We start from the raw sequence: 19,258 nt of genomic DNA, 5'->3' as shown, positions 1-19,258 counted from the left end.
GGTCGTCAATCTTCGATGACAGTGGTCATCGGCGGTGCTTGAAGTGCTGGACGACCAGGGCGACGATGCAGGCGAGGGCGACGAGTCCGAAGCCCATGCCGACGAAGATGTTGGCGACGGTGATGGAGGTGACCACGTTGAGAACCCCACTGATCACAAGCACCGTCCACAGGACGAGGCGCAGCGGCCCACTGCGAGTGCTGACGGGCTGTTCCGGCGTCTGAGTGGCGTCCTGGGTGCCGTTGATGTCGGCCATGGTGTGCTCCTTGTTCGATGCGATCGACAGGTCGTCGTGACACATCGAAACTTACGGACGATCACCGCCGGCAACGATCCCGCCAACGAGACAAGCGGGGTACAGCCAGCTGTACCAGAGCACTCCAGTGCGCGGGATCGATCATGCGACCCGCTCACAGCCATGCTGGTGACATCCCAAGCGGACCCCTGACCAGCAAGGAGTGTTCACCATGTCGCACACCCCCACCCAGCCCACCTCCCCCCGGCGTCCCCGGCGTATGCGGGGACGGATTCTGGCGGCGGCGGCACTGACGGCGCTGACCGGGCTCACCGTGGCCGGCCTGCCGGTCGCCTCCGCCAACGCCGCGACCGGCCCCGGCCACACCCCCGATGTCGTACGGGAACACCTGGAGCGGCTGGTCGATGACGCGGGCTTGCCCGCCGCGATGCGTGAGGCCAAGGAGCTCGCCCACCGCCGCACCGCCGACGTGGTGCAGCAGCGCCTGAATCACCTGGTCAAGAGCGGCGCCTTCCCCGCCGCGCTGGCCTCGACGCGTGACGCCAAGGGGCGGACCCGCGACTACACCGCCGGGGTGGCGGACTTGAAGACCAGGGCGAAGGTGCCGGTCGACGGGCAGGTGCGCATCGCCAGCAACACCAAGATGTTCACCGCCGTGGTCGTGCTGCAGCTGGCCGGCGAGGGCAAGATCGACCTCGATGCGCCCATCGAGAAGTATCTGCCGGGCCTGATCCGCGGCAACGGCAACGACGGCCGGAAGATCACAACTCGCCAGCTGCTCCAGCACACCAGCGGCCTGCCGAACTACACGCGGTACATGCCGAGCGTCTTCGAGTATCGGCACACCTACGTCGGCCCCCGGGAGATGCTCGACACGGCCCTGGCGCACAAGGCGTCGTTCGCCCCCGGCAAGGACTGGGAGTACAGCAACACCGGCTACATCGTGGCCGGCCTGCTCGTCCAGAAGATCACCGGTCGCCCGCTCAGCGAGGAGATCACCAACAGGATCATCAAGCGGATCGGCCTGCGCGACACGTACTGGCCCGGCGTCGGGGACCAGACCATCCGCGGCTCCCACCCCAAGGGGTATGCGGCCAAGAAGCCCGGCGGCCCCCTGCTGGATGTCACGAACCTGGACCCGTCCTGGGGGTGGGCGGCCGGACAGCTCATCGCCACCCCGAGTGACGTCAACCGCTTCCTCGTCGCACTGCTGGACGGCAAGCTGCTCAAGCCGGAGCAGCTCACGCAGATGCGGGAGACGGTCAAGACCAAGGGCATGCCGTCCGGCTGGCAGTACGGGCTCGGACTCGTCAAGATGCCGCTGAGCTGCGGTGGCAGCGCATGGGGCCACGGCGGCGACATCGACGGTTACGAGACCCGCGACGCCGTCACCGAGGACGGCCGGGCGGCCACGGTCGCCGTGACGGCCCTGCCCACCGACGAGACCGGCGTCATGGGGGTCGTCGCCGCCGTCGACGCCGCCCTGTGCGCCAACCGGTGACTCCGCTCGGTTCCTGATTCACAGCTTCGCCCGGAGGCCGTCCAGCACCGGCGAGAATGGTTGGCCGGCCTGGTTTGATGTGTGTCGGCCGGCGGGGAGAGGGGACCCACGCTCGACGGGTGCCCCGGCTACGGCACGACGGTGACGGGCCAGCGGCCGGCCCGGACCAGGCGGACCGCCACCGAGCCGATGAAGCGGTGACCGGCCTGGGCTGAGGCGCCCACGACCACCGCGTCGGCCCTGACCTCGTCGGCTATCCGGATCAAGACGGACGCGGCGTCGCCGCGGTCGCTCCGGAAGGTGTGCGGGACCCGGGGATGCATGGACTCGGCGATCTTGGCGATCCGCTCGCGCAGCTCGGTTCCCACGTCCTCCTGCGCCTGGAAGGCGGCCACGGTGGCGTCGGGCATGAACGAGGTGATCACGCCGGTGCCGGCGACGAATACGAAGATCAGCTCAGAGCCCTGCCGGCGGGCGAGCCCCCAGGCATAGGCGGCGGCGCGGAGCGAGGTATCCGAGCCGTCGATCCCGACGACGATCACCTGGGGACCGTCAGTGCCTATCTCGAAGCCGCTCATGCCACGAGCTTATGGCCGCCCCGGATGCCACTCCGGCCCGAGGGGAGGCCGCCGTCGTCAAGGCAAAGGGGGCTCAAAAGGCTCATCAAACGCCTGTGGTCCGCAGTGATCGAGGCTCATCGCGTTCGGTCGGCGACCCGGTGGGCGAGCAGGGTGAGCGCTTCCGCCGCCCTCGACGCCGGTACGGCCGCACGCAGGTGCTCCAGCGCCGTACGGGCGTGACGGCGAGCCTCCTCGACCGCCCAGGCCCGGCCGCCCGCGGCCTCCACGAGGTCGGCGACGCGCTGCAGTTGCCCGGGATCGGACGGTCCGCGGTAGAGGTCGGCGAGTTCACGGGCGGCGGCGTTGTCAGCCGTCAGGGCCGCGGCGACCGGGAGGCTCTTCTTACGGGCTTGCAGGTCGGCCAGCCGGGGTTTGCCCGTGACCGCCGGGTCGCCCCAGATGCCCAGCAGGTCATCGGTGAGCTGGCCGGCCTGCCCCAGGTGTGCTCCGTAGGCACGGAGGTGGTCGATGCGGTCGGCGTCCGCGCCGCCCGCCAGCGCGCCGATGGCGCAGGCTTCCGCGAGCAACACACCGCTCTTGGCATGGGCCATGGCGGTGACCTCGGCAAGGGAGAAGTCGTCGCGCTCCTCCAGCGTGAGGTCGGCGTGCTCACCCTCGACCAGCCGCTGCGCAGCCGTGACCAGCCACTTGACGCCGGTGCTCGCCAGCGGAGCCGGAGCCTCCGCGAGTGTCCGCACGCCGAGAAAGAACAGCGCGTCGCCGAGGAGGATCGCCTCGGGCACGCCGGCCACCGCCCAGATGGCCGGGCGATGGCGACGAAGGCGATCACGGTCGAGGACGTCGTCATGCAGCAGGGAGGCGTTGTGCACGAGCTCGATCGCGACGGCCGCGGGCACCGCCTGCTCGAACTCGCCGCCGACGGCCTCGCACGCGAGGAGCGTCAATGTCGGACGCGCCCCCTTGCCCGTGTCCTCGATGTGGGCGCCCTGCTGGTCCGACCAGCCGAAGTGGTATTCGGCCAGGCGCCTCATCGGCGCGGACAGGCCGTTGACCGCGGCTCGCAGCGCCGGAACGACGGCACTCCTGGCATCGGTGAGCACCCGCTCGACGGACAGCGCCGACGTCGGCACAGCTATCTCCTCTGCGGTAGGGATATTCCTGGTCTCGGGCCTGGAAGCCACCGAGTCGCCCGCAACGGGCTCTCTCGGCGTGCGCCCGTGTCTTCCGCCGTCTCCGGCGGAGCCTCAAGTGCCGGCGGAGGAACCTGACCCGCCTCTACGAGATGAATATATTCGCAAGGGATAAAATCAATGGCATTCCCATGATTCCCTTTTTGTCATTTCTTTTTGACATTTAACCAGCTCACACGGGCATGCGCCATGAGGAGAATTTCACACAAGCGGCGGGAATATCTGCCTCTTCGATGTCGAGGGGATGCGCACTCTCACATCCCCGGGTTGATCGTTCAATGTGTGCAGGCCGACCGCGAGGGCTTCCACCGCGACTCCATCGGCACCGTCGTCTGGTCCGGACTCACCTCATCCGGCAGACCAGGCACCAACTGATCGTTTCGGAATAACGCGCGAGGACTGAGGGCGGGGACGCCCTAGACCGTCCCCGCCCCCGTACGTCACCCTTCGAGTGCCATGTACAGACGGGTTCCCTGGGGCTTGAATCCGACGCGTTCGTAGACGCGGCGTGATCCCTCGCCCGAGTACTCCAGCCACACCGACTGTGCTCCCTGGGCGAACAGGGTCTCGGTCAGCGCGGCGACGACCGAGCCGGCGATGCCACGGCCGCGGAAGGCGAGGCGGGTGCCCACGCCTGACAGTTCCGCGGTGTCCACGGCCGGTGCGGAGCAGGAGGCCCCACCGGCGCAGCCGCCGTCGGGGGCCCGGACGAACCTGACCGCCCCGCCGTTCTCCTGGGTACGGCGCAACCGGGCCGCGCCTTCGGCGGAGGAGGCGAACACGCCGGCGAACGCCTCGGACAGGGCAGCGTCGATCGACCCGTAGTCCTCGTCCGTGGACGGGGTCTCCACAAGGAGCGCGACCTCGTTGGTGACCGGCGGCATCGTCAGAGTGGCCGGGTTGCAGACTAGGTACTCGTGTCCCTCCTCCACGGTGAATCCCGCCTCGCGCAGTGCGGGCTCCACGGCGGGCGCGGCGTCCGGCGCGAACTCGAGCCGGGGCTTGAGACCGCGCTCACGGAACGCCTCGATCAGCGCCGCGACGTCCCGGCCGGTCGGCCGGGCGCCGGGCATCGGCGTCGCGTAGTTGATGTACGGGCTGGTGGTGCCGGGATCGAACCCCGCGACGAAGCCACCGGTCTGGACGACCACGGGGCGGCGACGGAGGTTGGCGACGGCGAAGCTCTGGACATTGGTGCCCACGATGATGATGACCTCACGTAGATGACATGGTGGAGCGCGTTCCCTCCGCACGGGGCGGATCGGTGAGCCGCGCAGGCTTGTCAGACCCGGCGTCGAACCGGGGCCATTCCCGGACAGGGAGATGGGAGCGGTGCGTCAGGCACCGCGCGTGGGACCGCCGTGAGGAAATACGGGCGTGGCACTGGTGCTGCCGGAAGAGCAGACCGATCAGTGCCGACGGCGGCCGCTGAGGGGCGCCGAGATCATTGGCTTCAGTCCTTCGTCGTGTGTATGCGTGCTGCAAAGCGCAGCCAACGCTTCCACAACACCCGAAAGCTCGCAACAGAATAAGGACTCGTCAGCGCAGGGCAGGTGAGGTCTCGGACCTTCCGCCGCCGAACGCCCAGGGCTGGGAGAAGACTCGCTCGGGCACTACATCCTGCCGATCCTGCATGGCGAGCGGCTGATCGGCAGGCTCGTACCACGCCTGGACCGCCGCCGGGGGCTGCTGGAGATCGAGGGGATGTTCCCCGAAGCGGCAACACTCGTGGACGAGGCGACCACCTGGGCCGTGGGCCGGGCGGTCGCCGAGCTGGGCGCGTTCGTCGGCGCCGACAAGATCTCCTACGGAGACAAGGTGGCCGAGCCGTGGCGACCGGCGTGACCGGCTGACCCACCTGGGTGAAGCGGAGGCGGGCGGGAAGCGCGACGTGGTCGGATTCGCCGCGCGGTGGGATCCCCGGGGTCGTCGATCAGTGAGGGAGCTTCGCGGCGAGGACGTCCACCGGCGTGTTGATCGGCGAGACGCTGAACAGTTCCTGCCCGCGGGCCACGGTCGCCTCGCGCACCTTGCCCTGAAGGTGTGTGAGGCGATCGCCCTCGGTTTCGAAGGCATCGAAGATCTGGAAAGAGGTGGGGCCGGTGCGGGAGCCAAGACCACGGGGAGAGGAGCGGACCGTCAGTCGCGAGTGAAGATGGTCCAGGCCGCGACCGTACGGAAACCGATCGACGTGTAGACGCCGACGCCCTGGGCGGAGGCCTGCAGGTAGGCAAACCGCGCGCCGGAGGCGAATCCGTCCCGCACGAGCGCCTCCGTCATGACCTTGCCGTACCCCCGCCGCCGGTGCTCCGGCGATGTCGAGATGTTCCAGATCCCGAGGAGGTCCCCGTGCCGCGTCGCGTAACCCGTCGTGACCGGGCGGCCCTCCTCCTCCAGGAGATAGGCGGTCGCCCACGGTGCGTCAAGGAGCTCGCGCCTCGCGAGCCACGACATGATCTCCAGCGGGGCCTCGAAACCGGCCGCCAGGGTCTCGCCGTAGATCTGGTGATCCTTCCCGTCGATGGTACGGACCGGGTGCGCGCCCACGGACGGCGGCAGTGGCTCCGCGCTGTCCCTCGCCATCAGCGGCGCATGCTCGCGGGTGGTCAGCCCGTACCGCGTGACCAGATCGACGATCTCCGGAGCCGGCTCACCGAGGACGTTGATGCTCCAGGGCAGCGAACAGCCGTCCATCAGCGCGGCGAAGCTCTCCACCTCGCCGGCGTCCAGCAGGCCGTGGGGGGCGAATACGGTGTTCATGAACGCCGCCGGAAGCCCGCTCACGAGCCATCGGGTGTCATGCTCCCCACGCCAGATCTCCCCGCCGGGAGCGAGCGCGAAGAGCGACTCGAACGTGTGCATGATCGAGCGAGTCACCTCCGTGGCCAGCGGGTCGCGATTCCCGTCGTCCATATGCGGCTCCCACTTTCAGATCGTTATTCGTGAGCCAAATGGCTCAAAAATGACGATAAGTTACAGAATCCGACATATTATACTTAAGGGACACGTGATGCTCCCTGGCTTGGTGTGGTGTGTCTTGCCGAACAAGGCGCCGCTCAGCTACCGGGGCTGACATGACCAGGGCGCAGCCGTTGTCGATACGGCTACGCCCCGGTTGATCAGGTATGTGTCGGGACAGCGGGGGCGTGCTGTAGATCAGCAGCGAGGAGTCGTCGTCCGGCACCGCCGGCGACTGCGGCGACTTCCCATTTGCCGGCAGCCATATCGGGCTACGGGTTGTCGAGTGCCCGGCCGGGCTGAGCTGGGTGATCGGGACGGTGCTGATCGCGGTCATCGAGCGCAGGTCGAGCAGCGAGAGGCCACCGGGTCCGAACGCCTTGCCGGCGATGGCCATGCCCGAGGCCATCACCTTCTGATGTTCAGCACCAGTGCGGGGTCCAACGCCAGCGTGGCCACCGCCAGCCCGAGGAACACGATCGCCAGGTAGAACTGCGGCGAGAAGTCGCTCACGCGGAGGTGGGTGTAGAGGGCGCAGACGAAGTAGAGGACGAGGCCGGCTGCGGCGGCCGTACCGACCAGTGGCACGCCGAGGAGCCCGAGCGTCAGCCAGACCGCGCCCGCGACCTTGGGAATGCCTATCGGAAAGGTCAGCCACGATTCGGGCACGCCGGCTCTCTGGAGCGCGGGACGGAGCGTCCGCATGATCGGCGCGAAGCGGGTTATGGCGGCGATGCCCGAGAAGGCATTGGCGGCGGCGGTGACGAGAGCGGTGACGACGTAGGCGGTGGACACGAGAACTCCAGTGAATCGTTGGCTCGATCAGCCGGCGCCGGGTTCGCGCACGGCTTCCTGGTGGCGGCTCGGGTTGCCGACCCCCCTAAGAGCGCCCCCGGCTCGGGAAACGTGACACCGCCCGCACCGATATGACCTGCCGCCGCACCGCGCCGGTTCGTTGAGGGTGGGGTGAGCCAGGATGCCGCGAGATCGTTCAGGTGCGTGCCCCGCGATTCCTCACCGTTCGCCGCGCTGTTCGCCGGTTGGCTGCTGGCGCAGCGGTTTCAGGGGCTGTTCCATCTCGAGGACGTCCACGGCGAATACTTCCTCCCGACGGTCGCCGCCGGATTCATCGGCGCCAACTCGGCCGCGAAAGTCGGGCTGCACGGGCGCTGTGGCGGGTATGGGCGTGGCTCGTCGTCGCCGCCATCACCGCCTTCATCGCCGCGATCGCCGTCCGCTGGCTGCTGTCGATCCGTACGTCCTCGATGACGCGCACCGCGGGCCGCCTGGGGACGGCGTGAAGATGGCCCGGCCCCGGGACCGGCGTTACAAGTACTGGCCGGCCTCGATGCTCTCCGGCTTCGACACGCGCACCGACACCACGTTGGCCAGGTTGACGACCATGCCGTTCACGTCGGTCTCACTGCCATATCTCGTACGGGTCAGCACCAGGCTGCGTCGCTCGTCCAGAGCACGGGCGATCGCCTCCAACGCCTCGGGCTCCCCGGCGAAATCCCCGCTCATCACGTAGACGTCCTCACCGGCCACCGGGTGAAATCGAATGCTCAGTACGACGTTGTCAGGCACGGTCCGATCCTTTCCCGTAATCCCCAAGGAGTACCTGCCCCGGCATCGAACGCCGTAGACCTGCTGCAGGTGACTGCCCGTCGCTTGTGCAAGCGCGGGCAAGAGCGTAGAAGGTGCGCATTAATCCCTCTTTTGATCCGCTTGAAGCACTCCGTCTGGCCGGGACGGTCCCGTGATGCGGTCATGAGGCCCGGGACCGGGCGGCGCCATTGACAGGAAGTCAAGATCACGCCATGTCCCGGACCGCCTCTACACTGGCCGTTCGTCGTCCGGATGGGAGATTCTCGTGGCGCTTGTCGTCCAGAAGTACGGTGGTTCGTCTGTCGCGGACGCGACCTGCATCAAGCGGGTCGCGCAGCGGATCGTCGCGACCAAAAAGGCCGGAAACGACGTGGTCGTCGCCGTCTCCGCGATGGGCGACACGACGGACGACCTGCTCAACCTGGCCGAGCAGGTGTCGCCGCTGCCTCCGGCTCGCGAACTGGACATGCTGCTGACCTCGGGTGAGCGCATCTCGATGGCCCTGCTGGCGATGGCGATCGCCAACCTGGGGCAGGAGGCACACTCGTTCACCGGCTCGCAGGCGGGTGTGATCACCAATGCCACGCACGGCAAGGCGCGCATCATCGACGTGACCCCCGGCCGGATCCGCGAGGCGCTCGATCAGGGGCGGATCGCGATCGTGGCCGGGTTCCAGGGTATTTCGCAGGGCACCAAGGACATCACCACGCTCGGCCGCGGTGGCACCGACACCACCGCGGTCGCATTGGCAGCCGCGCTGGAGGCCGATGTCTGCGAGATCTACACCGATGTCGACGGCGTCTTCACCGCCGACCCGCGCATCGTGCCGACCGCACGCAAGATTCCCGGAATCTCCTATGAGGAGATGATGGAAATGGCGGCGTGCGGGGCGAAAGTCCTGCATCTGCGCTGCGTGGAGTACGCTCGCCGGTTCAACATGCCGATTCACGTGCGCAGCTCGTTCAGCACCAAGGAAGGCACGTGGGTCGTCTCCGACCCTTACTCCGAAGGAACCGAGATGGAGCAGCCGATCGTCTCCGGCGTCGCGCACGACCGGAGCGAAGCCAAGATCACCGTTGTCGGCGTTCCCGACAAGATCGGCGAGGCCGCCGCCATCGTCAGGACCCTGGCCGACGCTGAGATCAACATCGACATGATCGTGCAGAACGTCTCGGCCGCCGCGACGGGCCGCACCGACATCTCCTTCACCATTCCCGCGACCGACAGCCAGACGGCGCTGGGCGCACTCAAGAAGATCCAGGATCAGGTCGGGTTCGAGTCGCTGCGGTATGACGACCAGATCGGCAAGATCTCGCTGATCGGCGCCGGGATGCGCTCGCACCCGGGCATCACCGCGAAGTTCTTCGCCGCCCTGGCCGGGGTGGGGGTCAACATCGAGATGATCTCCACCTCGGAGATCCGCATCTCGGTGATCGTCGCGGAGGACGGCGTGGACGCGGCCGTGGCCGCCGCGCACAAGGCGTTCGACCTGGACGCCGACGAGGTCGAAGCGGTCGTGTACGGCGGGACCGGACGATGAGCGGCCCGGGGGAACGTGGCTGAGGACCGGAGCCCGTTTTCCTCGCGCATCGCGACGGTATGGCCCGCGCCCTGGCGCGGGCCATACCCAGTTCGGGCCGAAGGAGTGCCCGAACTCATCGACATGGCAACTCCACCGCGACGGTCATGGGCCTCGGCCGTCAGGCGACGCGTGCGGAAGAGGCCTTCCAGGTGTTGCAGGAGCCGGGGTCGCCGCTCTTGAAGCCGCGATCGCTCCAGTAGACGATGTTCGCGCCCTTGCCCCAGTAGCGAGGCCCGGACCCAGGGTCGCCGTTTTCCTTCATGAGTTTCAGCATCGCGGGCCAGCCCTCACTACCCCGGCCCGCCGTCTTCCAGACACTCCTCAGGGAGACCGCCCCCAGGCAGTCACCCTGGAGCGACCAGCGCCGATTCTGCTCGAGGCTCTCGGCCTCACTGTCGTACGGTGTCTCACGAGCGCTGTCCGTGATGCCGATGATGTGCTGTAGGTGCTCACCGTAGAGCTCGGAGACGGACTGGAAAGGGTAGATCTCACGGATCCCCAGGTAGTACTTCTTGTCCACCACCATCGCCGCCGTCTTCGTCGCACGGCAGTAAGCGGAATCTCTGGCATCCTTCACGCTTTTACCGCAGAACCGCGTCGGCTTGGTGATGACAACGAGCTTGGCGGGCGTGAAGGGCAGCTTGGCCCGCTTGAAGTGCGCCGACCAGGACGTGTTTAGGCAGCGCCACAGAGCGGTGAGCGTACGCTTTGCGGCCGCAGAGCTTTCGGTACTGATCGCGCCGCCGGAACATGTCGAAGTTTTAATCTTGCCGCTGCCATAGAGGCTGTTGTCGGTCAGAGTAGGTGCGTCCCGGATGGGGTAGGCGGCAGCATCCGCCATGCCAGAGGTGAGAAGGACGACGAGTAGGCCTGAGGCCAGTAGCGCGAGGGATTTGAACACGAAAGATCACGTTAGAGCAAAACTCGGTCCTGATGCGCGACCTCTACGCCAATACGGATTTCATGCATACCATCGCCGAGAGTGTGCCGCTCAAGCGCTGGGGCGAGATGCGAGACATCGCAAATCTGGCGCTTTATCTGGCCGGCGACGAATCCAGCTACGTGCACGGTTCCCTCATCCGCATCGACGGCGGAGAAACGCTGTGCCGGTACTCCGTCTGAAGCGCTGGGCGGGGAACAAGAATCGGAGCATCGCCCCGGCTGCCATTTCGACTGTTTCGCCTTCTCCGAGGCGTTCCTGCCGCGCCGATGCCAGCCAGGAACGCGCTGACCTCGGACGGAGCGCCCTGGTTCCCCTCTCCGACCATCGAGGTCAGGACCACCGCTGCCCGGATCGAACGCGTTCTCACGGAGTTCGGCCGGTAGTCCCTGAATCGGCGCGACGGCACGGCTCTTGAAAGCCCCAGTCCGGGTCTGTGACCTTCCTGCCTGTGCCGTCGCGCCGCTTATTACGAAAGCCGTCATGGGTGGACGGCGACCACCAATTATCTGCCTCCGCGCCTGAAAACACGTGACGACTCGCACGAGGAATCGCGCCTGATCTCATCTGGAGAAGGCATGTCAGGCCAAATACCCCCGGTCACGTCGGATCACCGCCGGGAGGCGAGCCCGTGCCAGGCCGATGATGCGGGGACAGGCTCGGACACGACGCGGATGCCGTTGTCGCCGTGAAGGCGAGGGCACCGATGCGTCAGACACGGATCAAAATTACTATACAGACCTGTCTGATCCATCAGGTTAAGCGGAGTTGCCGGCCGCGCCGAACAGGACTCCGGGGAGATTGTTCGCACAACCTCACAGCACTCCGAGGCGACTGCGGACGCTCTTCCTGGTTCATAAACCGCTCGAAGAAGACCCATCTCGCTGGGGAAAACGGAGGGGCTAGAAGAAAAATCAGCTGGTGAGACGCATATGTGGGCACCAATGGCGACGGCGTGTCACCGGGCCGTGGAGCCGGCCGCGCTCGGCGACCCGTCCCGTTTGACGAACTCAGACAGGCCTGTCTACTGTGAGGCGCGCACTAGACAGATGGGTCTAGTCGCTACTTTGGGGGTAGTCGTGAGTGGGTCCGTACGTCATGCGGTCCATCGGCGGGACCGCGATCTGATAGGGCCCACGGCGGCTCTGGGGCTCATGGCCTCCATCGTCGTGTCCTTCCTGGCAGCCTCCAGCGCGCCGACGCCGCTGTACGCGACCTACCAGGCCGAGTGGGGCTACACCCCGATCACCACCACGGTCGTGTTCGGCGTGTACGCCGTGGCCGTCCTGGTCTCGCTGCTCATCTTCGGCAGGATCTCCGACCACCTCGGCCGGCGTCCCGTACTGCTGGCCGCGCTCGCGGTCCAGGCCGTGGCGATGCTCGTGTTCGCCACCGCCGACGGCGTCACGGCGCTGCTGGTGGCCCGGGTGGTACAGGGCCTGTCGACCGGAGTGGCCGTGGGCGCGGTCGGCGCGGGCATGCTGGACATCGACCGGGCACGCGGCACCGTCGCCAACTCCGTGGCCCCCGGCATCGGCACCGCCACCGGCGCGCTGGCCTCGGCGTTGATAGTCCAGTACCTGCCCGCCCCGGCTCACCTGATCTACCTGTTGCTGCTGGCGGTGTTCGTCCTGCAGGCGGTGGGCGTGACTCTGATGCGCGAGACGGCGTCACCCAAGCCCGGAGCGCTGGCCAGCCTCGTCCCGGAGATCGTGCTCCCGCGCCAGGTCCGCCGACCCGTCCTGATCGCCGCCCCCGTGCTGTTCGCGGTCTGGTCCCTGGCCGGCTTCTACGGCTCGCTCGGCCCCGCGCTCACCGGCACCCTGGTCCACTCGCACTCGGCCGTGTACGGGGGGCTGAGCCTGTTCATCCTCGCGGGGGTCGCCGCGGTGTCCGTGCTGCTGCTACGCAACGCGCCGACGCGGACCGTGCTGTACGCCGGGGCCCTGGCCCTGATCATCGGTGTGGGCGTCACCCTCGTCTCGATCGGCGTGAGCTCGGCGGCCGGCTTCTTCGTCGGCAGCGCCATCTCCGGCGTCGGCTTCGGCAGCGGCTTCCAGGGCGGGATCCGGCTGGTGATGCCGCTGGCCCGGCCGCACGAGCGCGCCGGCGTCCTCTCCCTGCTCTACGTCGTGTCCTACCTGGGCATGGGCCTCCCCGCCGTGATCGCCGGAGTGCTCGTCGTCCACCTCGACGGCCTGCTCGGCACGGCCCGTGAATACGGGATCGCCGTCATCCTCCTGGCCGGCGTGGCGCTGATCGGCCTGCTGACCAACCGGCAGGCGAGCAGCCCCGTGCCCGCGACAGCCAACCCCTGACATGGGGGCGGTCGCCACCGGGGCCCGGACACATCCGGGAAAACGATCCTAAAAACAGGAACAAGCGGTCTATCGGGCGCGCTGCCACAGAAGACGCGGCCGTGAGTGCCGCCTCCAGGAAAGGAACACGATCATGACAAAGCAAATCAAGGAACCCGGACCGGACCACCCCATCACCGTCGAAGCCGGTACGGCCCGCATCGTCGCCCGCGTCGGCGACACGGTCATCGCCGACACGACCTCCGCACTGACCCTGCGCGAGGCCGACTACCCGCCCGTCCACTACATCCCTCTCGAGGACGTCGATCCCGCCGTGCTCCGTGACAGCACGACCCAGACCTACTGCCCCTACAAGGGCGACGCGTCCTACTACCACCTCGCCCTCCCCGGCCAGGAGCTCACCGACGCCGTCTGGGTCTACCGGACCCCGTACCCCTCGGTGAGCACCATCGCAGGTCACGTGGCCTTTTACCCCGATCGGGTGACCGTGGAGGAGCAGCCCGCAGTAGACTAGACAGGTCTGTCTAAAAGGAGCGAGTCATGCCGAGGACCGAGACCAAGCCGTCAGCCCGCGAACGCATCCTGGCCGCCGCCAACGAGCTGTTCTACCGCGAGGGCGTGCAGACGGTCGGCATCGACCGCATCATCGAGCACGCGGGCGTCGCCAAGGCCTCTCTCTACAACATCTTCGGCAGCAAGGAAGAGCTCGTCCGCGTCTACCTCGAGAGCCGTCACGCCAGCACCACCGAGCGCATCACCAGGGCCATGGCTCGCTTCCGCACACCGCGCGAGCGCCTGCTCGGTGTCTTCGACGCCCAGGGCGAGCTGTTCACCGATCCCATGTTCAACGGATGCGCGTTCGTCAGGGCCAGCGCCGAGACCACGCACGGCAGCTCCGTCGAGCACGTCGCCGACGGATACCGGGCCTGGGTGCGGGCCCTGTTCACCGGCCTCGCCGAGGAGGCCGGTGTGGCCGACCCCGAGTCCCTCGCCCGCCAGCTCCATCTCCTGTATGACGGAGCCGGGCTGTCGGCTCGCATGGACCGCGACCCGTCCGCGTCCACCACCGCCCGCGCCGCGGCGAGCGCGCTCCTCGATGCCGCCCCCAAGGTCCCCACCCAGCGCCGTTCGGACTGAGTCCGCCATCCATCCGATTCCACGCTACTTGACGCCTGACGACAAGTACTTGATACTCGGCGTCAAGTAGAAGGGAAGCGGGCATGGAACCGTGGCTCGACGAGCGTCGTGCCCTGGCCGAGGATCTCCGCAGGATCGTCGGCAGCAGGGTGCTCGATCCGCTGGACATCCTGTTCGGCGAGGACGACCTGTTCGGCGTGAGCGACAGCGAGCGTCTCCGCGAACGACTGGAGGCGAAGAGCCGGGCCTGGGCCGACGTGCTGTTCGGCGAGGACGACCAGAAGGCCGCCTACCTGGCGATCCGCCTGGTGAGCGCCCTCTACCCGAGCGACGCGCCGTTCGACCCGCCCGCCGGATGGTGGGGCACCCCGCTGGGGAGGGCCGTCGCCAGGCGCGCCGGGCACCCGTCGGCGTCCGCGGTGCCGGTCTCGGTCGCCGCGGCGATGCTCGGCATCACCCGCCAGGGCGTCCACGACCTGGTACGGCGAGGCAAGCTCGACCGCGACCCGGACGGTGCGATCGCCACGGCGTCGATCCATACCCGCCTCTCCTCGCGTGGCAACCGGCCCGCGAGCAGCAGAGGGAGGTCGTAAATGACCGTTCACGCCGACAGGAATCTGCGCCTCGCGGACGGCCTGACCGTCGGACGGCTCGGCTACGGGGCGATGCAACTGCCCGGTGCCGGCTCGTGGGGGCCGCCGCAGGATCACGGCACGGCGCTCGCCGTACTGCGCCGGGCGGTGGAGCTGGGCGTCACCCACATCGACACCAGCGACTTCTACGGCCCGCACGTGGCCAACGACCTGATCAGGGAGGCCCTGCACCCCTACCCCGGCGATCTGGTCATCGCCACCAAGGTGGGCGTGGTCCGCGACGAGTGGCGGGGCTGGAACGCCGCCGCGGAACCGGAATCGCTCCGCGAGCAGGTCGAGGAGAACCTCGTCCGGCTGGGCAGGGACCGGCTCGACCTGGTCTACCTGCGGGTGGGCGGCGACGGGCTGATGGTCCCCGGCGACACGCCCTTCGCCGAGTCCTTCGGTGCGCTCGCCGACCTGCGACGGCGTGGGCTGATCCGCCACCTCGGGCTCAGCGGCGTGACCACGAGCCGGCTCGCCGAGGCCCGCGAGATCGCTCCCGTGGTCGCGGTGCAGAACCGCCACCACATCTTCGACCGGTCCGGCGCGGACGTCCTGTCCGCGTGCGAGACCGCCGGCATCGCGTTCGTCCCCTACTTCCCCCTCGCCGCCGGGATGCTCCGCCCCGGCCTCGACCTCTCGCAGGCCCCGCCCGGCATGGCCCCCTCCCCCGAACAGCTCGCGGCGCTCGACGAGATCGCCGGCCGGTACGGCGCGACCCGCGTCCAGGCGGCGCTCGCCTGGCTGCTCGGTCACTCACCGGTCACCCTCGCCATCCCGGGCACCTCCTCCCCGGCCCACCTGGAGGAGAACCTCGCGGCGGCCCGCCTGAACCTGACCGGCGACGACATCGCCGCCCTGGACAAGCTCGCCTGACCCGCGCGACGGTACGCACGGTTGTCACCCGGCCACTCCGCAGGCCGGCCTCACCTCATCCCCGGTCCGCAGGCCGGCCTCACCTCATCCCCGGGGAGGGCCGCGCCGTTCCTTCCCGGCGGGTGAAAGGCCCGGGTGCGTCATGCGGCCGGGACCTCCTCGGCCGGCAGGGCGGGTTCGGGGTCGAGCAGGTGTGTCCGTTTGGGCAGCAGGAGCGGGGTGGCGAGCAGGAGAACGCCGGAGATGGTGATCGCGGCGAGGGGGCTGGTCAGCGTGGCGAGGATGCCCCAGATCACCATGAGGGCGGCCTGCACGAGTTTGCTGCAGGCACTCCATGCGCTGAGGACTCGGGCGGCGTGATCCGCGGGAGTCCGTTGCAGGCGTTCCGTGGCGTAGATCGGGTTGAAGACGCCCATGCATGTGATCAGCAGGCCCTCGACGATGATCACGGTGAGCAGCCCGGTGAGGCCGGGATGGATGAACGCGAGACCGAGCGGGAAGATCGATCGCAGCCAGCCGGAGACGGTCATGACCCGGTGCCGGCCGTAACGCTTCACGAGGCGGGCGGAGAGGCGGGCGCCCGCGAAGCCGCCGAGTGCCGGGATGCCGAAGGCAAGCCCGTACTGCCAGGCCGGGAAGTGGTACTCGCCCAGCAGGAGGACGGCGAGGAGCGGGACGGTGGCCATGATCAAGCCGCTGACCAGGATCGAGTTGAGGAACAGGCGCCGTAGTACGCGATCGTGGAGGATGAACCGCCAGCCGGCGAGAAGGTCGGTTCCGCGCAACCTGGTGGCCGGGTCGCGGGGTGTCGCGACGTCGCCGCCGCGAATGCGGAGGACCCCGAGCGCGGACAGCAGGTAGCTGAGGGCGTCGGCCATGAGCGTGACGACCGGGCCGAGCAGCCCGATGAGCGCGCCGCCGAGGGGCGGTCCGGCCGCGGTCGCCACCCAGCTCGTGCCCTCGAATCTCCCGTTCGCGGTAAGGAGGTGATCGCTGCGGACGAGATATTTCAGGTACGCGCCGGATGCGGCGGTGAAGGCGATGCTCGCGGTTCCGGAGATGACCGAGACGACCAGCAGCTGGCCGTAGGAGAGCATTCCGAGGAAGTACGCGACCGGAACACTCGTCATCGCGAGAAACCGAACCAGGTCCATCGCGATCATCACCGGGCGCTTGGGCCGGTGCTCGACCCACGGCCCGAGCGGGAACGCGATGATCGCCGCGACGGCAAGCCCGGCTGCCTCCAGAAACGAAACCGCGAATGCCGACGAGTGCAGCACCTGAACCGCGATGAGCGGGAACGCTCCGAAGGCGATCCATGTGCCGTACGTGCTGACGGCGTAGGCCGACCACAGCCGGCCGAAATCGGACCCCAATTTCACGCGCACGTGACTCCCCCTGCGACAACCGATGTTTGGGCCCCCGAATCACATCGGTTACGGGAGTGCAGGATCAAACAACCCACTTTCGGCGAGCCCCAACGATCGGTTGTGCGGACATAGGCTGGACCGGTGGATACCGAGGCAGTGCGATCGTTCGTCCGGGCGGCCGAGTTCGGGCAGTTGCAACACGCGGCCGACGAGCTGGGCGTGACGCAGCAGGCGGTCTCGAAGCGGATCGCCGCCCTGGAGCGCGAGCTGGAGGTCCGCCTGTTCACCCGTACCGCCCGAGGGGTCGAACTGACGCTCGACGGTCAGGCGTTTCTCCCCCACGCACGGAGTGTCGTCGCGGGTGTCGATCGCGCCGTCACCGCGGTCAGGCCGGGCTCGCGGGCCCTTCGGATCGACGTTCTCGGCCTGCGAAGCGCGCAGGCCGTCGTTCTGCACGACTATTGGCGGTCGCATCCGGAAACCGACCTCGACGTGGTGGTCCTCAGGGTCAACGACCCACGCGTGGCGGTCGCCGCCGTCCAGGCAGGCGATGTCGACGCCTCGTTCCGCACCGTCACCGACCCGGCCGCGCTGCCGCGCGACGTGCAAATGATCCACGCGTTCGACTCACCGCTGGAACTCCTCGTCGGCCCGAGACATCCGCTCGCCCCCGCACGAAAACTGACACCACCGCAGCTGCGCAAGCACCGGATCTGGGTGCCGGGTATCGCGCCCCGAAGCGAATGGGCGGAGTTCTACGATCAGCTCGCCACCGCCTTCGACCTCCGCCTCGACGCGGCAGGCCCGAACTTTGGTAACGAGGTGCTCCTCGACGCCCTCGCCGACTCCGCCGACCTGGCCACCCTCGTCGGCGCGCGCGACCGGTACATCTGGCCGACGAACCACGACCTACGCCGCATCCCGATCGTGAACCCGACGCTCGCCTACCCGCTCTCCCTCATGTTCCCCAGAACGAACCCGCACCCGGGACTTCGGGCGATCATCAACCACTTCGCAAGCCTGACCCCGCTCCCCGAGACGGCCTGGCTCCCGTCCTGGGCGATGACACCACGCCGCAGCGCCGACGACATCGCCCGCCGCTGACAGTCGCTTGCGCAGGCGCATCACCACCATGACTGGCTTGACCCACTCGCCCTTGTCCGCGTCCCACCAGATGCAGGCCTTGCGCTCGCTCCACGGACGGCCTTCGGGGTCGGCGGAGGCCCGGTCGTAGATGACTCAACCCGCCGCCTGCAACGTCATGGCCGGCAACATCCAGACGAGCAGGTCCGAGGTGATCGGTGCCGCCGGTCATGGACCCGTCAGCAGGTCCGCGACCTCCGTTCGGGCGTAGAGCACGACCCGGCCGACGCGGGACCGGGTCAGCAGACCCGACCCGAACAGCACCCGGAGGTGCTGGGACACCGCGCTCGGGGTCACGCCGAGCCGTCTGGCGAGTTCCGTGGTCGACATCGGCCCGTCCAGGGTCGCGAGCAGGTTCGCCCGGGACCGGCCGATCAGCTCGGCGAGCGCTTCTGGCGCCCGGGATTCCCCCCGCTCCCAGAGGGTGCCGATGCCACGGGCCCGGTAGATCACGGTCGGCGGTTCCTCCGGACCGACCGGGCTGATGGTCTGCGGCACGAACAGCGCGGGGATCAGCCAGAGGCCGCGTCCGGCGACGGCCACGTCGTACTCGAGGGTCTGCCCGGCGAAGAGGCGCAGCTCGCCGCCGCCCCAGCGTGCCCGCCGATCCAGCTCGGTCATCATCGCGGCCGCCCCGTCGCGGGCCAGCCGCCGGGCCCGGTAGAGCATGTCGGCTTCGAGTACGGCTCGCATCCGGGGCCAGTGGGGCTCGATCGCCAGGTGCCAGTACCGCCCGAGCGCCTCGGCGATCGCTTCGGGCCCCTGGCGCAGCACGGCGGGGATCGGATGGCGCCCGTAGACGTGCCGGAGATCGGCCATCGCCTTGGCCGGATCGGTTTCGCGTACCCGGCGCAACTCCTCGTCGACGCCGGGCAGCGGCGTGTCCGGCCGGGGCGTGACGAAGTCGGGCAGCCAGCCGCGCTCCGCGCCGATCAGAGCGTCCAGCAGGGTGGCGTCGGCCGTGGGCGACGCGGCGAGCGTCGCGCGGGTCCGCCTGATCCACGGCAGGTGCAGCGCGTGCCGTTCCGGCCAGCGCAACGCCCAGAGGCTCGTGACCGCTTCAAGGAGTGGCGAGCAGGCGAAGCGCATGTCGGCGAGGTCGTCGACCCCCAGGCGGTAGCTGAGCATTAAGCCAAATGCTAAATCATTGTCCCGCGACCGGC

At 68.4% G+C, this 19,258-nt stretch carries 21 protein-coding genes; 10 read left to right on the top strand and 11 right to left on the bottom strand.

The genetic code is table 11. The features are described from left to right. Positions 1-25 precede the first annotated feature (25 nt). Complete coding sequence (locus tag CHC08_RS12750; protein WP_143653195.1) at positions 26-256, bottom strand: hypothetical protein; 231 nt, start codon at positions 254-256, stop codon at positions 26-28. 211 nt (positions 257-467) lie between these two features. Between CHC08_RS12750 and CHC08_RS12745 the strand changes: the two genes are divergently transcribed. Then, a complete protein-coding gene (locus CHC08_RS12745; protein WP_245878285.1) occupies positions 468-1,757 on the top strand; it encodes a serine hydrolase domain-containing protein in 1,290 nt (429 codons plus the stop codon). Positions 1,758-1,885: 128 nt separating this feature from the next. On the opposite strand, the gene CHC08_RS12740 is transcribed toward CHC08_RS12745, so the two are convergent. The 3 genes from CHC08_RS12740 to CHC08_RS12730 all read right to left on the bottom strand — a co-directional run bounded on the left by CHC08_RS12740 (position 1,886) and on the right by CHC08_RS12730 (position 4,730). After that, positions 1,886-2,335, bottom strand: a complete 450-nt coding sequence (locus CHC08_RS12740) for a universal stress protein (RefSeq protein WP_089207463.1) — start codon at positions 2,333-2,335, stop codon at positions 1,886-1,888. A gap of 116 nt (positions 2,336-2,451) precedes the next feature. Beyond that, positions 2,452-3,468, bottom strand: coding sequence for a polyprenyl synthetase family protein (locus CHC08_RS12735; protein ID WP_218825286.1), 1,017 nt, complete (start codon positions 3,466-3,468; stop codon positions 2,452-2,454). 500 nt (positions 3,469-3,968) lie between these two features. Next, positions 3,969-4,730: a GNAT family N-acetyltransferase gene (locus CHC08_RS12730; RefSeq protein ID WP_089207462.1), complete on the bottom strand. Its 762-nt coding sequence runs from the start codon at positions 4,728-4,730 to the stop codon at positions 3,969-3,971. A gap of 502 nt (positions 4,731-5,232) precedes the next feature. Between CHC08_RS12730 and CHC08_RS49510 the strand changes: the two genes are divergently transcribed. Next, on the top strand, positions 5,233-5,373 hold the full coding sequence (locus CHC08_RS49510) for a hypothetical protein (RefSeq protein WP_179282012.1): 141 nt from the start codon (positions 5,233-5,235) through the stop codon (positions 5,371-5,373). 294 nt (positions 5,374-5,667) lie between these two features. Here CHC08_RS49510 and CHC08_RS12725 read toward each other — a convergent pair whose 3' ends face one another. From CHC08_RS12725 to CHC08_RS12715, 4 genes are all read right to left on the bottom strand, one after another. Next, positions 5,668-6,441, bottom strand: a complete 774-nt coding sequence (locus CHC08_RS12725; protein WP_089207461.1) for a GNAT family N-acetyltransferase — start codon at positions 6,439-6,441, stop codon at positions 5,668-5,670. A 43-nt stretch (positions 6,442-6,484) separates the two neighbouring features. After that, the gene (locus CHC08_RS48185; RefSeq protein ID WP_143653194.1) at positions 6,485-6,883 is read right to left on the bottom strand and encodes a hypothetical protein; all 399 of its coding nucleotides are present in this window, start codon (positions 6,881-6,883) and stop codon (positions 6,485-6,487) included. Between the two features lie 11 nt (positions 6,884-6,894). Then, positions 6,895-7,281 carry a DoxX family protein gene (locus CHC08_RS12720; RefSeq protein WP_089207460.1) on the bottom strand — a complete coding sequence of 129 codons (387 nt, stop codon included), beginning with the start codon at positions 7,279-7,281 and terminating at the stop codon, positions 6,895-6,897. A 531-nt stretch (positions 7,282-7,812) separates the two neighbouring features. After that, a complete protein-coding gene (locus tag CHC08_RS12715) occupies positions 7,813-8,073 on the bottom strand; it encodes a hypothetical protein (RefSeq protein WP_089207459.1) in 261 nt (86 codons plus the stop codon). A gap of 286 nt (positions 8,074-8,359) precedes the next feature. Here CHC08_RS12715 and CHC08_RS12710 point away from each other — a divergent pair, with 286 nt between their 5' ends. Further along, entirely contained in the window at positions 8,360-9,634 is a 1,275-nt protein-coding gene (locus tag CHC08_RS12710; protein WP_089207458.1) for an aspartate kinase, read from the top strand. Between the two features lie 160 nt (positions 9,635-9,794). On the opposite strand, the gene CHC08_RS48180 is transcribed toward CHC08_RS12710, so the two are convergent. Beyond that, positions 9,795-10,577 (bottom strand): neutral zinc metallopeptidase, encoded by a 783-nt coding sequence (locus CHC08_RS48180; protein ID WP_143653193.1) that lies wholly within the window; start codon positions 10,575-10,577, stop codon positions 9,795-9,797. A 32-nt stretch (positions 10,578-10,609) separates the two neighbouring features. On the opposite strand from CHC08_RS48180, the gene CHC08_RS12700 reads away from it, so the two are divergent. The 6 genes from CHC08_RS12700 (at position 10,610) to CHC08_RS12675 (ending at position 15,582) form a co-directional block, all read left to right on the top strand. Then, the gene (locus CHC08_RS12700; RefSeq protein WP_089207456.1) at positions 10,610-10,798 is read left to right on the top strand and encodes an SDR family oxidoreductase; all 189 of its coding nucleotides are present in this window, start codon (positions 10,610-10,612) and stop codon (positions 10,796-10,798) included. A 972-nt stretch (positions 10,799-11,770) separates the two neighbouring features. Then, the gene (locus CHC08_RS12695) at positions 11,771-12,934 is read left to right on the top strand and encodes an MFS transporter (protein WP_245878284.1); all 1,164 of its coding nucleotides are present in this window, start codon (positions 11,771-11,773) and stop codon (positions 12,932-12,934) included. A 133-nt stretch (positions 12,935-13,067) separates the two neighbouring features. Then, on the top strand, positions 13,068-13,448 hold the full coding sequence (locus CHC08_RS12690) for a DUF427 domain-containing protein (protein ID WP_089207455.1): 381 nt from the start codon (positions 13,068-13,070) through the stop codon (positions 13,446-13,448). A gap of 26 nt (positions 13,449-13,474) precedes the next feature. Beyond that, entirely contained in the window at positions 13,475-14,071 is a 597-nt protein-coding gene (locus CHC08_RS12685; RefSeq protein WP_089207454.1) for a TetR/AcrR family transcriptional regulator, read from the top strand. 83 nt (positions 14,072-14,154) lie between these two features. Further along, on the top strand, positions 14,155-14,664 hold the full coding sequence (locus CHC08_RS12680; protein WP_089207453.1) for a hypothetical protein: 510 nt from the start codon (positions 14,155-14,157) through the stop codon (positions 14,662-14,664). Continuing rightward, the gene (locus CHC08_RS12675; RefSeq protein ID WP_089207452.1) at positions 14,665-15,582 is read left to right on the top strand and encodes an oxidoreductase; all 918 of its coding nucleotides are present in this window, start codon (positions 14,665-14,667) and stop codon (positions 15,580-15,582) included. 140 nt (positions 15,583-15,722) lie between these two features. Here CHC08_RS12675 and CHC08_RS12670 read toward each other — a convergent pair whose 3' ends face one another. Next, positions 15,723-16,964, bottom strand: coding sequence for an MFS transporter (locus CHC08_RS12670; RefSeq protein ID WP_245878283.1), 1,242 nt, complete (start codon positions 16,962-16,964; stop codon positions 15,723-15,725). 129 nt (positions 16,965-17,093) lie between these two features. Between CHC08_RS12670 and CHC08_RS12665 the strand changes: the two genes are divergently transcribed. Continuing rightward, positions 17,094-18,056: a LysR family transcriptional regulator gene (locus CHC08_RS12665; RefSeq protein WP_089207450.1), complete on the top strand. Its 963-nt coding sequence runs from the start codon at positions 17,094-17,096 to the stop codon at positions 18,054-18,056. Positions 18,057-18,263: 207 nt separating this feature from the next. On the opposite strand, the gene CHC08_RS12660 is transcribed toward CHC08_RS12665, so the two are convergent. Beyond that, positions 18,264-19,223: an ArsR/SmtB family transcription factor gene (locus CHC08_RS12660; protein ID WP_089207449.1), complete on the bottom strand. Its 960-nt coding sequence runs from the start codon at positions 19,221-19,223 to the stop codon at positions 18,264-18,266. Positions 19,224-19,258 lie beyond the last annotated feature (35 nt).

Origin of the sequence: Streptosporangium subroseum (genome assembly GCF_900188345.1) — a bacterium.
Classification (GTDB): Bacteria; Actinomycetota; Actinomycetes; order Streptosporangiales; family Streptosporangiaceae; genus Streptosporangium; species Streptosporangium subroseum.
The sequence above is the reverse complement of the archived record's forward strand: the minus strand, read 5'-3'. Positions and strand labels throughout refer to the sequence as shown.

Bases quoted from the DNA above. Each gene is read 5' to 3' on its own strand.
- CHC08_RS12750 (WP_143653195.1), bottom strand. From the start codon at position 256: ATGGCCGACATCAACGGCACCCAGGACGCCACTCAGACGCCGGAACAG.
- CHC08_RS12745 (WP_245878285.1), top strand. From the start codon at position 468: ATGTCGCACACCCCCACCCAGCCCACCTCCCCCCGGCGTCCCCGGCGT.
- CHC08_RS12740 (WP_089207463.1), bottom strand. From the start codon at position 2,335: ATGAGCGGCTTCGAGATAGGCACTGACGGTCCCCAGGTGATCGTCGTC.
- CHC08_RS49510 (WP_179282012.1), top strand. From the start codon at position 5,233: ATGTTCCCCGAAGCGGCAACACTCGTGGACGAGGCGACCACCTGGGCC.
- CHC08_RS12725 (WP_089207461.1), bottom strand. From the start codon at position 6,441: ATGGACGACGGGAATCGCGACCCGCTGGCCACGGAGGTGACTCGCTCG.
- CHC08_RS48185 (WP_143653194.1), bottom strand. From the start codon at position 6,883: ATGGCCATCGCCGGCAAGGCGTTCGGACCCGGTGGCCTCTCGCTGCTC.
- CHC08_RS12700 (WP_089207456.1), top strand. From the start codon at position 10,610: ATGCGCGACCTCTACGCCAATACGGATTTCATGCATACCATCGCCGAG.
- CHC08_RS12695 (WP_245878284.1), top strand. From the start codon at position 11,771: ATGGCCTCCATCGTCGTGTCCTTCCTGGCAGCCTCCAGCGCGCCGACG.
- CHC08_RS12690 (WP_089207455.1), top strand. From the start codon at position 13,068: ATGACAAAGCAAATCAAGGAACCCGGACCGGACCACCCCATCACCGTC.
- CHC08_RS12685 (WP_089207454.1), top strand. From the start codon at position 13,475: ATGCCGAGGACCGAGACCAAGCCGTCAGCCCGCGAACGCATCCTGGCC.
- CHC08_RS12680 (WP_089207453.1), top strand. From the start codon at position 14,155: ATGGAACCGTGGCTCGACGAGCGTCGTGCCCTGGCCGAGGATCTCCGC.
- CHC08_RS12675 (WP_089207452.1), top strand. From the start codon at position 14,665: ATGACCGTTCACGCCGACAGGAATCTGCGCCTCGCGGACGGCCTGACC.
- CHC08_RS12660 (WP_089207449.1), bottom strand. From the start codon at position 19,223: ATGCTCAGCTACCGCCTGGGGGTCGACGACCTCGCCGACATGCGCTTC.